Source organism: Dyella sp. OK584 (assembly GCF_057787755.1).
In genome coordinates, this window is record NZ_CM173542.1 from 692,813 (window position 1) to 706,148 (window position 13,336).

Sequence of the window (13,336 nt, forward strand, 5' to 3'; positions counted from 1 at the left end):
CTCCTACAGGTAAGATGAGGTTACGGCTTGGCGAGACCGAGCACGTCCAGGCCCTGTTCGAAGGTGATGTCCACCGGAATCCTGGCCTGGTCCAGGCGCTTGAGGTCACCGGCGAGTGTGGCATCGACATTGCCCATGCTGTCGGTGAGCTTCTTCGCCGCGTCGTAGTCGCCGTCGCCCTGGATGGTGAGCAGCTTGGCCGAGAGCGCATTCATCGCCGCGGTCATCTTGTCGAAGTCGACGCGATAGCGTCCGGTGGTCGCGTCGCGGGTGAACGCACCGTGCTGCTGGAAGAAGTTGAAGCGCACCATGTTGGCCTTGGCGTGCGCGTCGCTCGCGCCAAAACGCACCGAGCGCAGAATGCCGGCGAGGAAGGTGACGTAGTTGTCCATCAGCTTCGTCTTGTCCAGCTCGCCCTTGTCGGCCAGCTTGGTGACCATGTACAGGCCAAGGATGTCGGCCTTGCCTTCCTCGAAGCTCGATGCCTGATCCTTCAGCGCGGTGCGCACCATGCCCTTATCGGTAAGGGTCTGCTTGATGCCGAGGCCATGCGCCACTTCATGGAACATGGTGTTCTCGAAGAACGCATCGAACGTGAGGTGCGACTGCTGGTCGTCGGCAATCAGCGCCTTGGCAATCGGCAGCATGATCTTGTCGAACTTCGCCTGCATCACGTTCTCAAGCTGCAGGCGGCGCGTGCCTTTCTTCAGCTGCACTTCCTCGTCGTTGGGCAGGTTGATGGCGATGGTCTTGGCGCCGACGTTGGCATCGCCCGCGTAGTACACGGCGAAGTAGGCGTTGAGGTCGGCATCGGAGCCGGGCTTCTCCGCCTTGTATTTGTCCTGCACCGGCAACTCGCGCTGAAGCTCCGGCAGGTACTTGGCGAAGCGCGCGAGCTTGGCGCTCCATGCCTGGTCCTTCACCAGCACGTAGCTTTCGTAGCTAGCCTTGTAGCCGTAGAGCTGATCTTCATACGTTTCGATCGGACCGATCACGATGTCGATCGGGTTGTTCTTCATCGACATCCAGGCGAAGTCACTGGTGCGGTAGTCGTCGCTCATCAGTGCATCGGCACGCTGCTTGAGGTAGCCAGCAAAATCCTTGTCGGCGGAAAGCGCCGCCGCCTGGCGCAACAGGCCAGCAGCGCGCTCCAGGTCGACCTTGTATGCCTCGTGAAAGGGCACGGTGGCCAGTTTGCCCTGCGCGTCGCGGCGCAGCAGTGTGTAGAGACCAGCCTTGTCCTTGAGGTCAGCCTTGTCGAACTCGTCCTTGGTCATGTCGGCGGGATAGAACTGAGCTCCCAGTGGACGCGGACCAATGCCGGCGACGAACGGCTGGTCGTTGTCCATGCGATCCCACGGGCCGTAGTTGATCTCGGCGAAACGGCGGGTGACGTCATCAGGAATGCGTGCCATCAGCGCGGCCTTGTCGCCCCAGGATTGCTGCCAGTAGATGTCGTTGGTGACGTCGGCGGCCTGGATCAGCAGCGCGATCATCTGCTTCTGCTTGTCGTCGAAGGTGGAGAGGTCGGCGGTGAGCTTGACCGTGGCGTAGCTGGCCATGCGCTGCTGGGCGTTGTCCGCGTCGGTCGACGGCGGGGGCGGTGTTGCTGGCGCCGTGCTGGCCGGAGCGGACGCGCCGGACTGCGCCGCCGGCGCGTTGTCATGGGACGAGCTGCAGCCGGCGAGGGCGGCAACGAGACTCAGGGCGAGGAGATGGCGGCGCATGGGCTTTCTCGGCAGAGGGAAAGCGTCATGGTAGCGCGAGCGCATGGCTCCCTCTCCCCTGCGGGGAGAGGGAGCAATCTTGCGATGAGGCTGATAGAAGCGGGCTTCTTTGCAAGCCTCCCGCGAGCACCCGCCCCTCACCTCGGTCCTCTCCCCGGAGGGGAGAGGAAGAAGAACGTCAGCTCGAAATCGCCAGCCTTTCCGACTGGTACAACCGCGCCGTCACCAGCACGCCGAGCGCTGCCGCCACGAGGCTGCCGGCCAGGCATAAACCAAGCTGCTGCGAGCCGATACCGTCACCGCGCAACAGCTGCATGATCCCCAGGTGCTGGCCGAGCAGTGGCACCGCGAACATCCAGTCCTGCGATTTGATCGGCATGGTCGACAGCAGAATGCTCGGGATCACCGGTACGAACATCAGCAGCGACACATAGGTCTGCGCCTCGCGATAGCTCTTGGCGAATGCCGCCACCATCGACTGCAGCGCCGACAGCAACACGATCAGCGGCACCATCAACAGCAGCACGCGGGCGCCGAAGTGCAGGCCGAGGTCGAGTTCCATGCCGAGTTTCTCAGTGGGAATGAAGCGTCCCACCACGCCGAACGCCAAGAGACTGATCAGCAGGCTGGCCGCCGAGAATGTGCAAATCGCCGCCAGCTTGCCGGCAAGAATTTTCCAGCGCGGCACCGGGTTGGCGAACAACGGCTCCAGCGACTGGCGCTCGCGCTCGCCGGCCGTGAGGTCGATGGCCAGATACATGCCACCCATGAAAATGGAGAGCACAAAGAAGTACGGCAGGATGGAGAACATCAAAGCGGCGCGCGCCTGCGCCGTCGCCTGGTCGCGACGCGCAGCGATCACGGGCCATGCCGTGCCCGGCGACAGGCCGCGCGACACCAGCCGCATCGCACCCTGCTGGCGCGCGTAGCCTTCCACCAGTTGCGACACGCGCTCCACTGCCACATTGGCGTCGCGTTGCGAGGAGTCGTAGATCACCTCCACCTGCACCGGCTCGCCCTTGCGCCACGCGGAGGCGTAGTCGGGAGAAATGCGCAGCACCACATCGGCGTCCTGTTTGCGCACGGCCAGTTCAGGGTTGGCAATGGCAGTCGTCGGCACGATGCCATTGGCCTTCAATGCGCTGATGAGGTTTGGCGCGTACTGCACACCGATCACCGGCACTGGCAGTGGCTTCTCTGCCTTGCTGAGTTCGCGGTTGAGAGTGATGTTGAGCAACATCACCAGAATGATCGGCCCCAGCAACGGGCCGGTGAGAAAAGCACTGATGAGCGTGCGGCGGTCGCGCAGGTTTTCCTTCACTTCCTTGAGGAACACGGTGAGGAACGCGCGCGTGCGTCCGATCGGCGCCATGGTTTTCATGTTCATGCGGCAAGGCCCTCTTCGCTGCCGATGATCTTCACGAAAGCATCCTCCAGATTGGCTTCACCGGTTTGCGCGCGCAGCGCCGCGGGCGATTCATCGGCCACCACGCGGCCATTGGCGATGACCACGATGCGGTCACACAGCGCGGCCACCTCCTGCATGATGTGGCTGGAAAACAGCACACAGCGCCCTTCAGCCTTTAGTTTCTGCATGAACTGGCGCAGTGCGCGCGTTGCCATCACATCGAGGCCGTTGGTCGGTTCGTCGAGGATGACGTTGCGCGGATCGTGAATGAGCGCACGCGCAATCGCCGTCTTCACACGCTGGCCCTGCGAAAAACCTTCGGTGCGACGGTCGCCGATGTCTTCCATTTCCAGCGCCTGCACCAACGCTTCGCGGCGGCTGGCGAGAAGATCTTCCGGCAAGCCGTGCAGGCGCGCGAAATAGTCGATGTTCTCGCGCGCGGTGAGGCGCTTGTACAGGCCGCGCGCGTCCGGCAGCACGCCGAGCTGGCGACGCACGGCAAGCGCGTCCGCAGCGGCATCGATGCCATCTACCAGCACCTGGCCGTGGTCGGGCTTCATCAAGGTGTAGAGCATGCGCAGCGTGGTGGTCTTGCCGGCGCCGTTGGGGCCGAGCAGGCCGGTGATCTCGCCGTCGCGCGCGGTGAAGCTGACGCCATCCACGGCCTTTACCGTGCCGAAGGCCTTGTGCAGGTCCCTTACTTCGATCATGGCGCGGCTCCGTTGAAGTCGATGAACATCGGCGTGGCACGCAGGCGATCCAGACATTTCACGTCCAGCGCAGCAGGTTTTAGATCTTCGATGAAGTGCTTGACGATCTGCGGCGCGCAGCCGGCGTTGATGACGTTGTGGCCCTGGCCGGTGAATACGAGGTGGCGAGACTGCGGCAGATTTTTCGCCACCTGGTCGCCGTAGCGCGGTGGCGTCACCGGGTCGTATTGACCCGACAACAACAGCACGGGCCGGTCGGTCTTCAGCGGCTGGTGGAAGTCGGCGGGACGCGTGCCCTTGGGCCAGACCGCACAGGTAGCCTGCAGGCTGTCGATCATCTTCGTGCCGAGAATGGTGTGCACGTCCTGCGGTCGCGGCGTGAGCAGGTCGGCGTCCTCGCTGCAGATCACCGATAGCTGCATGCCGCCATTCATGGTGTCCGACAGATCGCCTGACAACAGCTTGGCCTGACCCAGCAGCGGGCCCACGTCACCGTGCGCGGCAGCGTCTATCGACAGCGGCAGCAACGCCGCCGTGAGCGGCGAATAGGCGAACATGCGCACCACGCTGGCCAGCGAGGACTCGCTGAGCACGCGCTGCACGCTCTGATAGTTCTGCGGATCGCGGAAGCTCACCTTGTGCGGATTGGCGCGGAGCGCATCACGTAACTGATACAGCGTCTGGTACGGGTCATTGAAGCGTCGGTGACAAGCTTCGTCGCCGACGCAACGCGCGAACTGCGCCTTCAACGCCTCGTCCAGGTTCAGTGCGAAATCTTCGCCCAGCACCAGTTCGTTTGGCACCACACCGTCGAGCACCAGACTGCGCACGGCGTCGGGATAGCGCATGGCGTACTGCTGTGCCATGCGCGTGCCATAGGAAACACCGACCAGATCGAAGGTCGGCGAGCCGAGTGCCTTGCGCACGTCTTCCAGATCCTGCGCGGCGATGGTGGTCGTGTAGTAGCGCGGGTCGGCCTTGCCTTCGAGCTGTTTCAGGCAGCGCTCGGTTTCCTCGCGCAGCTTGTCCGGATGCGCATCGAGGTCGTCGGTGCCACCCTCGGTGCCCTCACTTTCTTGCTTGCAGGTGAGCGGGTTGGAGCCACCGGTGCCGCGCTGGTCGAGCAGCAGCACATGACGATGCGCCGTCAGCGGTTGCAGTGCGGCCGACACGCCAGGCCACGATTCGGTGGCCGCCTGGCCGGGGCCGCCCGCCAGCATCACCAGCATGTCCTTGCTGGCGATCTGCGCGCTGCTGCGGATTACCGCGAGCTTCAGGCCGATCTTGCGGCTGTGTGGATCCTCGCGGTTCTCCGGTACGTCAAAAGGCGCGCACCACGCGGCAGTGGAAAGCCCGCTGTTGGGCTGGCCCAGCTCGCATGGCGTGAGCGTGAGCGAACCCAGATGCCATGTCTGTGGCTTGGCCGGTGGCGCTGGCTTGCTTGGCTGCGCCGCCGTGGCGACGATTGCCTCGTCGCTGTCCGGCGTCGATGCTGCGCGCTGGTGGAAATGATTCCAGCCCAGCGCGGCAAGGCCAATGGCCACGATGCCGATGCGCAGGACGGTACGTCCATTGATTGCCATGTGTTCTTTACCCCTCACTCCATTCGGGTTGCGTTCGCCCGGCCGCAATGTCGCCTACGGTTCGGGTTCGAAGATCGATTCGATGGAAAGGCCGAACAGCCGCGCGATCTTGAAGGCCAGCGGCAAACTCGGATCGTACTTGCCCGTCTCGATGGCATTGATGGTCTGGCGCGAGACATCCAGCCGTTCGGCCAGATCAGCCTGCGACCAGCCGTGATCGTTGCGCAGCTCGCGAACGTGGTTGTTCATTCGGCGCGGCTGCACCAGATCACCCAGCAGTGCGCCACACCATAGGTGACGCACAACGCCGGATACACCAGCAGCAGCGCGAGCGCGCCATCCACCGCGAAAACGTTCGCCGCCGCCAGAAAACCCAGCGCCATGCTGATCACGCTGACGATCGCCACGCCAATGGCCAGCGCCTCCAGGTGCTGGCGGCGCTCCAACTCGTCGCTGCCCAGCACGTAGCGGGTCGAGGCGACGATGCTCCATACGATCGGCAACACCGGCAGCAGGGCCGTAGCCAATTTCAGCCAACCCGCGTCCATGGATTTCTGCAGCGGCCACACGTACAGCATGATCAGCGTGTACGCGACCATGGCCAGCATGAACTCGCGCAAATAACGCCGATCGATGATGCGGCTACGCTCTTTCCGCATGGCACGGCCAACATGGAGCGTCAGTGGCATCGACACCGCGAAGGCGAGCACGCCAACGAGGCGTAGCACCAGATTGCCTTTCACCATCAACCAGATGCTGCCAATCAGCAGCGCATAGATCGCGATCAACGCCAGCCAGCGCGCCCAGCGGGGCCAGTCGTGCATGGGCGCCGCGCGACGCGACGGGGGCGCCTGCTCAGAAGAGTTCATGGTCCCCGACTCCCCATCCTTCCATCTCGCATGGCCTTCTCCCCAAGCGCATGTCAAGTCGACTTGACAGAGGCTAAGGTCCGCCAGAAGACATGTCAAGTATGCTTGACACTAATAATAATTTATCGGCCGACTGCCATGGAACTTAAGCGATTCCGCAATAAGAAATATCCGAAAATGTGACACAATTTGCACATTGAGCCGTTCTTCGGGCCCGATGTGACCCGGTTCGACTCAAAAAAATCGTCACACCGCCCGGCAATCCCCTCGTTAAAAAGCCCGTCTCATGGCCACGGGAGAGAGATCGTGCACGTTGGCACGGGGATTGCTGATGGCCCAGTGAGCGATCTGGAAACCGGCCGAAGGGGGCGCGGAACCAGGGGCCGTACAGCGCAATCGGGGGGCACCAGCCCATCTGTCCGGAAGCGCAAGAAAACACATCCACAACATCCAACAAAAACGTTAAAGGACATCGGTATGAAGAAGATTCTCCTCTCTGCTGCTCTGGTTGCCGTCTTCGGTACCGCCGCGCTGGCTCCGCAGTCGGCCAAGGCCGTGGACGGCACTATCACCTTCTCCGGCAAGGTTGCTTCCAGCACGTGCACGGTCAATGCCGCCAACGGCGCCAACTTCACCGTGACGCTGCCGACCGTGGGCGCCGCCGCACTGGGCACCACCGCTGGCACCGTGGCTGGCGCCACCCCGTTCAGCATCGCTCTCACCGCTTGCTCGGCCACCGGCGCCGTGAAGGCCTACTTCGAGCCCGGCTCGACCATCAACGCGAATGGCCGTCTGAGCAACAACGCCGCCACCACCCCGGCGTCCGGCGTCGACCTGCAGGTGCTCAACGACAGCCGTACCGCGATCAACCTGAACACCCAGGCCGGTACCACCACGGCCACGATTGCGACCGGCACCGCCACGCTGAACTACTACGTGCAGTACTACAACAACACCGCTGCTGCGGTGACCGGCGGTAACGTCGCCAGCACGGTCAACTACACGATCCAGTACCAGTAAGCGTCACCCGCCCGTGGCCGGTCTCCGGCCACGGGACATCCAACCTTCGTTCGACCCGGACCCCCACGATGAATCGCTTCCTACGAGCCGTAGGCATGGGGCTGTTGCCCTATTGCCTGGCGTTCGCCAACGCCCACGCCAACGTGATCATTGCTGGCACCCGTGTGGTCTTCCCAGCCAATGAAGGCGAGGTGACGTTGCGCCTCACGAACGAGAACACGGCGCCCGCGCTGATCGAAGCATGGGTCGACGCCGGCGACGAGCATTCCACACCTGACAAGGTGAATACGCCGTTCCTGATCACTCCTCCGCTGTTCCGCATGGAGCCGCACAAGGATCAGAGCCTGCGCATCATTTTTTCCGCCGGCAAGCAGCCGCTCCCGACGGATCACGAGTCGCTGTTCTGGCTCAACGTGCTGGAAATTCCGCCCAAGCCCAACGGCCAGGAATTTGCCGGCAAGAATTATCTGCAACTGGCTGTCCGCTCTCGCCTCAAGCTGTTCTATCGCCCAGCCGGCCTGGCTGGCGACGCGAACAAGGCGGGCGGCGAGCTGACATTCAAGGCCACAGCTGCCGACAAGGGTTATGCGCTCATCGTGCATAACCCGACGCCGTACTACGTCACCATCGGCCAGCTCATCCTGAGCAGCGAAGGACAGTCGCTCAAGACCGACGGCGACATGGTGGCGCCGATGTCCGACCTGCGCCTTGCGGTGCCCGGCCTTACTCGCGCACCCGCAGCGGGCAGCGCCGTGCAGTTTGAATGCATCAATGACTACGGCGCAGCAGCACCGTTCAAGAGCACGCTCACGCCGTGAGGACGGCGCGCGCCACCGCGAATTGCCCTATGTGGCAGGTGGCGCACCGTCGTGTCATTTTGTGCGCGGTCATCGCCGCTACGCTCGCCCAGTGGGCGCCGGCCGCCAACGCAGCCGCAGCGGCCAGCGGCGCATCGCCGTCCGGTGGCGCGGACGCGTCGGCCAGCAGCTATGCCGACTTCGATCGCAACCTGCTCTCGGGCGCAGGCCAGAACACGACCAACGATCTGTCGCGCTTCGAGCACGGCAATCCGGTCATGCCGGGCAACTACAACGCCGACGTATTCCTCAATGGCACGTGGGCGGCCCGCGCCGACCTCCGCTTCGTGGCTCCGTCGCCGGACGCCAATGCAGTGCCCTGCATCACGGAGGATCTATTCCGCCAGATGGGGCTTCGCGCATCTGATCAGTCGGCCAACGCTTCAGCCAACCTGAAGGATCCGTCGGCTTGCGTGAGCATCGGCGACCTGATCCCGGGCTCCACCGCCACGTTCGACATGACGGAACTGCGCCTGGACGTCAGCGTGCCACAGGCCTATCTCGGCCGCGCGCCACGCGGTTATGTGAGCCCGGAATACTGGGATGAGGGCGTGCCGGCCGGCATCCTGAACTACAACTTCAACAGCTACCACAGCAGCGCGCAGGGCCAGAGCCAGACCTCTTCTTACCTTGGCCTCAATGCGGGCGTGAACATCGGCGCCTGGCATTTCCGCCACGACTCCACGCTCAACTGGCAGTCGGGCACGGCGAACACGTCCGCGCGCCGCCGCTGGCAGAACATCGACACGTACGTCCAGCGCGATATCCCCTCGCTGCATGCGCAGTTGACGATCGGCGACAGCTTCACCGACGGCTCGGTGTACGACAGTTATGGCCTGCGCGGCGTGCAGATGGCCACAGACGATCGCATGCTGCCCGACTCGGTACGCGGCTATGCGCCGGTGATCCGCGGTGTGGCCGACACCAATGCATTGGTGACCATTCGCCAGAACGGCCTGCAGATCTACCAAGCCACGGTGTCGCCTGGTCCGTTCACCATCAACGATCTCTACCCGACCGGCTACGGCGGCAACCTGGACGTGACGGTTACCGAAGCCGATGGCCGCATCCGCACCTTCAGCGTGCCGTACGCCTCGGTGCCGCAGTTGCTGCGTCCGGGCACGCTGCGCTTTGACGTGGCTGCGGGCCAGATGCGCAACCTGGTTCTCGAGCACAATCCGAATGTTGTACAGGGCACCTTGCAGTACGGCTTCAACAACGTCGTCACCAGTTATGCCGGCGTCCAGGGCGCGCAGGATTACGCGTCCGTGCTCGTTGGTGCCGCGATCAACACCAAGTACGGCGCGTTCGCTGCCGACGTGACGCATGCGCGCACCGAAATTCCGGGCTACGACGCGCAGTCGGGCCAGAGCGTGCGCCTGAGCTACAGCAAGATCCTGCCGCAGACGGGCACGTCACTGTCCGTGGCGGCCTATCGCTACTCCACGAGCGGCTTTCTGAGCCTGAGCGACGCTGCCATCGTGCGCGACTACGCGCTGCGCGGGCTTGATGCCTTCAAGGACTACACGCCGTCCAACGCCACGCTGGTCAACGGCGTTCCGTTGCAGACGCTGCTGACGCCCGCCCAACAGGCGGCATTGGCCGGCACCAAATACAACCCGTTGCTCCACGTCACCGGCCTGGATCGCCAGCGCAACCGCTTTAGCCTCACGCTGAACCAGCAGCTCGGCGACCGCGGTGGCCAGCTGTACGCAAACGGCTCGATCAGCGACTACTGGAACCGCGGTGGCTCGGATACGCAATTCCAGATCGGCTACAGCAACACGATCAAAATTGTCGGCTTCAGTGTGTCGGCCACGCGCACTCGCGACCCGCTGGGCCGCTACGACAACGAATACAACCTCTCGCTCAATATCCCCCTGGGATCGGGCAGGCACTCGCCTTCGTTGAACCTGATGTTCAACCACGATGCAACCGGTGGTAGCCAGGAGCAGGCCATGCTCAATGGTTCGGCCGGCAGCGATAACCAGTTCAACTACAGCGCCACAGCGTCGCACGCGGAAACCGGCGGCACGGCGGGTAGCGTGAGCGGTAGCTACCGCAGTCCGTTCGCGATCTTCAACGCCAGCGCCGGTGGCGGCAACGGCTATTCGCAGCAGTCGGCGGGCATGAGCGGCGGTGTCGTCATCCATTCGGGTGGTGTGACGTTCGGCCAGCCGCTGGGCGATACGGTGGGCATCGTATACGCACCGGGCGCTGGCGGCGCGCGCCTGATCAATGCCGTGGGCGCACACATCAATTCGTCGGGCTATGCCATCGTGCCTTACCTCACGCCGTACCAGCTCAACTCGGTCGCTATCGATCCCAAAGGCCTGCCGCTCGACGTGCAGATGGACGCGACCAGCACACAGGTCGCACCGCATGCGGGCTCCGTGGTGATGCTGAAGTTCAAGACGCAGAGCGGCCGTACGGTGGTGCTGCGCATCCGCCAGCCAAATGGCGATGTGTTGCCGTTCGGTACCGAGCTGGTCGATGAAAAGGGCACGGCACTTGGCATCGTCGGCCAGGGCGGCCAGGCGCTGGCCCGCGGTGTCGCCGATACGGGCGAGCTGACCGCGCGCTGGCAGAACGACAGCGGCGCGAGCCAGACATGTTCGTTCACGTACCAGCTTGGCACTAACGTCAAGGGCAAGGTCACGAAATACGAAACCATCGAAGCCGTGTGCGCCATGCCGAGCACGATGGCGCAGACCACGAGGAACCACCCGTGAAGCTCAGTTTCGGAATGAAACGCGTCGCGCAGCGACTGGCCCTCCTAGCGCTGCTGGTGCTGTGCGTGGGTTGGGCGCCGGGCGCACTGGCCGCGGTGAAATGTACTTCGTCGAACGCGGTACTGGACCTGCCCGACGCCACCATCTCCACCAACACACCGGTGGGCGCGCCGCTGGGGCCGCCGGTGCAGGCCACCGTCACGGTGACGTGCACTGGGCTGCCGTACGACAACAGCACGTTTGGGCAGACGGTCACCGTCCAGGCCGGCAACCTCAGTGCGCGCGATACCGCCAACGATCCTCCCGCTGGCGGCGGCATCATGTTCAAGACGACCAAGACCGGCGTTTCGCTGAAGGTCACCGCCAGCCCGATCCAGGCTTCGGACAATTCGTGCCTGCGCTGCGGCCCCGGCCAGACGCCGGGCTGGGAGCCGGCGACCATCACCTATCCGGCTACCAGCACCACTTTTACGATAACGGGACAGCTCATCAAGACTGGCACCGTCACCTCGGGCAACGTGCCCGCCATCAGCCAGGTGATGCAGTTTTACTATTACATCTTCGGCCTCACCTCGAGCTCATCGGCCATTTCAACGCTGTCCACCAACTCGGCGACGCTCTCGAACGCCAGTTGCGCACTCAATGGCGGCGACGACAACGCTCTTACGGTGATCCTGCCGACCATTTCGGCGAGCGCCTTGCGCGGTGCCGGCACGACGGCGGGGATGACGCCTTTCAACATCAGCTACCAGTGCTCCTCAGGCGCCAAGCTGACCATGACCATGACCTCTTCCACGACATGGAGCAGCAACCTGGGCGTGATTTCGTCCAGCAGCTCCTGCAGCGGTACGACATCGGCCGGCAACGTCGGCGTGCAGGTACTGCAGTCGCTTACGACGCCGATGCCACTCACCAACGCGGGGCAGTCGCTAGGCAACTCGCCCGATGGCACGCTGACAATTCCCTACTTCGCGCGGTACTACCAGACGGGCACGACGGTGACCCCGGGCCCTGTCTGCGCGACCGCGACGTTTACGATGACCTACAAGTGACGTGTGGCGTGGCGCTCGCGCCACGCGCTTCATTCGTAGGTACGCATCACCAGGTGCGCGTCGCTCGCGTCGGCGTACGTCGCGAAATACGTCAGTAGGCGATCACGCTCTTGCATGGCGTCCTCAAGCGAAACCGTGGACTGCCGATACATCGAAGAGCGTGATGCAACATTGGCCATCGCAGCGCCACATCCGCCACGCGTGACATCAGGCAGTCGTTCCGATGCGCCGCCGCACGTGGGAGCGACGATCGCTCCGGCAAACGTGATCGTTCCCCCATCCGCATGCGCCAACGGCGCGCCCAGCGCAAAGGCGACTACGCAACCTACCCAGGTCCTGCGAATCCAGCCCTTCATAACGGCCCCTTCCCGTACCCCGCACGGAAAGAGGGATACCTTCGGGATCTATCGGCGTGGCCTGCCGGGACTTGATATCCAAAACCTGGGCGCGTCTCCGCAATGTGAACCAAGTCACATTTTCGACCGCCATGGGCGGGGAGCGGATCAAATTGGAGTGTGAAGGACCGTGCTGGGCTGACCGTTTAGCGGCCAACCCTGACGCTTCTTGAGCGGTTCATTACCGTGGCGTTTAAGAAGCGTGACGCTGACGCGATCAGCGCGAGGAGATGTACTTCTCTCGCCGGATATGGGCCACCGGGAGGCCGAACTCCTTCAGACCCGCAAAGGCGGCGTCGACCATGTTGGGGTTGCCGCACAGATAAGCGATGTCGCGATCGACGCTGGGCGTCAGCTCGGCCAGCGCGTTCTGCACGTGGCCGGACCGGTCGCTCGGGCGCGGCACGTCGCGCGGCTGGCGGCTCAGGCAGCCATGGAAGGTGAAGCCCGGGTTGGCCTGCGCGAACGCTTCGAATTCCTCGCCGTACAGGAGCTCGGTCTCGTTGCGGGCGCCGTACAGCAGCACCACTTCGCGGCCCTGCTTCACCAGTTCGCCGATCTGCGGAAGCATGGCGCGATACGGCGTGACACCGGTGCCGGTCGCCAGCAGCAGATAACGCGCATTGGCGTCGCCGGCCTGCAGGCAGAAGCGGCCATAAGGGCCACTGGCGTCGATGACGCCACCGTGCGGCAGCTCTCCGAGCAATTTGGTGGCCGCGCCGCCGTCCACATAGCTCACCGCAATTTCGATGCGCTGCACGGGCGAGGAACCATCGCCCACCGTACCCACGGAATAGCTGCGCTTGGTGGCGGTGCCATCCTCATAGTGGAAGTGGATCTGCAGGAACTGCCCGGGCACAAAGGCCAACGGCTGACCGTCTGCGCGCTCAAACGCCATGTGACGCACGGTGGGCGCCAGCATGGTGCTGTCGACGAGACGGAGCTGGAAATGGTCTGCCATTGCGGTTTTTCCGGGAAACTGT

Annotated in this window: 12 protein-coding genes; 4 read left to right on the forward strand and 8 right to left on the reverse strand. The window is 63.6% G+C overall.

Annotated features, from left to right (window positions below; translation table 11 throughout):
• Positions 1-20 precede the first annotated feature (20 nt).
• The 6 genes from AC3CBN_RS03050 to AC3CBN_RS03075 form a co-directional block, all read right to left on the reverse strand.
• A complete protein-coding gene (locus tag AC3CBN_RS03050; protein WP_488635350.1) occupies positions 21-1,727 on the reverse strand; it encodes a dipeptidyl-peptidase 3 family protein in 1,707 nt (568 codons plus the stop codon).
• A 178-nt stretch (positions 1,728-1,905) separates the two neighbouring features.
• Complete coding sequence (locus AC3CBN_RS03055) at positions 1,906-3,108, reverse strand: ABC transporter permease (RefSeq protein WP_488636657.1); 1,203 nt, start codon at positions 3,106-3,108, stop codon at positions 1,906-1,908.
• A 2-nt stretch (positions 3,109-3,110) separates the two neighbouring features.
• A complete protein-coding gene (locus AC3CBN_RS03060) occupies positions 3,111-3,845 on the reverse strand; it encodes an ABC transporter ATP-binding protein (protein ID WP_488635351.1) in 735 nt (244 codons plus the stop codon).
• Positions 3,842-5,428, reverse strand: a complete 1,587-nt coding sequence (locus AC3CBN_RS03065) for an alpha/beta hydrolase (protein ID WP_488635352.1) — start codon at positions 5,426-5,428, stop codon at positions 3,842-3,844. Before AC3CBN_RS03065 ends, AC3CBN_RS03060 begins: the two co-directional genes overlap by 4 nt.
• A 54-nt stretch (positions 5,429-5,482) precedes the next feature.
• Positions 5,483-5,677: a helix-turn-helix transcriptional regulator gene (locus tag AC3CBN_RS03070; protein WP_488635353.1), complete on the reverse strand. Its 195-nt coding sequence runs from the start codon at positions 5,675-5,677 to the stop codon at positions 5,483-5,485.
• Positions 5,674-6,297: a hypothetical protein gene (locus tag AC3CBN_RS03075; protein WP_488635354.1), complete on the reverse strand. Its 624-nt coding sequence runs from the start codon at positions 6,295-6,297 to the stop codon at positions 5,674-5,676. Before AC3CBN_RS03075 ends, AC3CBN_RS03070 begins: the two co-directional genes overlap by 4 nt.
• A gap of 477 nt (positions 6,298-6,774) precedes the next feature.
• Here AC3CBN_RS03075 and AC3CBN_RS03080 point away from each other — a divergent pair, with 477 nt between their 5' ends.
• The 4 genes from AC3CBN_RS03080 (at position 6,775) to AC3CBN_RS03095 (ending at position 11,958) form a co-directional block, all read left to right on the forward strand.
• Positions 6,775-7,317, forward strand: a complete 543-nt coding sequence (locus tag AC3CBN_RS03080) for a fimbrial protein (RefSeq protein WP_488635355.1) — start codon at positions 6,775-6,777, stop codon at positions 7,315-7,317.
• Positions 7,318-7,385: 68 nt separating this feature from the next.
• On the forward strand, positions 7,386-8,135 hold the full coding sequence (locus tag AC3CBN_RS03085; RefSeq protein ID WP_488635356.1) for a fimbrial biogenesis chaperone: 750 nt from the start codon (positions 7,386-7,388) through the stop codon (positions 8,133-8,135).
• A gap of 29 nt (positions 8,136-8,164) precedes the next feature.
• Entirely contained in the window at positions 8,165-10,906 is a 2,742-nt protein-coding gene (locus AC3CBN_RS03090) for a fimbria/pilus outer membrane usher protein (RefSeq protein WP_488635357.1), read from the forward strand.
• A complete protein-coding gene (locus AC3CBN_RS03095) occupies positions 10,903-11,958 on the forward strand; it encodes a fimbrial protein (protein WP_488635358.1) in 1,056 nt (351 codons plus the stop codon). The genes AC3CBN_RS03090 and AC3CBN_RS03095 overlap by 4 nt, the downstream gene beginning before the upstream one ends.
• Before the next feature lie 29 nt (positions 11,959-11,987).
• Here the strand turns inward: AC3CBN_RS03095 and AC3CBN_RS03100 are convergent, their stop codons facing one another.
• Entirely contained in the window at positions 11,988-12,314 is a 327-nt protein-coding gene (locus AC3CBN_RS03100; RefSeq protein WP_488635359.1) for a hypothetical protein, read from the reverse strand.
• Positions 12,315-12,570: 256 nt separating this feature from the next.
• Positions 12,571-13,314: an FAD-binding oxidoreductase gene (locus AC3CBN_RS03105; protein ID WP_488635360.1), complete on the reverse strand. Its 744-nt coding sequence runs from the start codon at positions 13,312-13,314 to the stop codon at positions 12,571-12,573.
• Between the last annotated feature and the right edge of the window lie 22 nt (positions 13,315-13,336).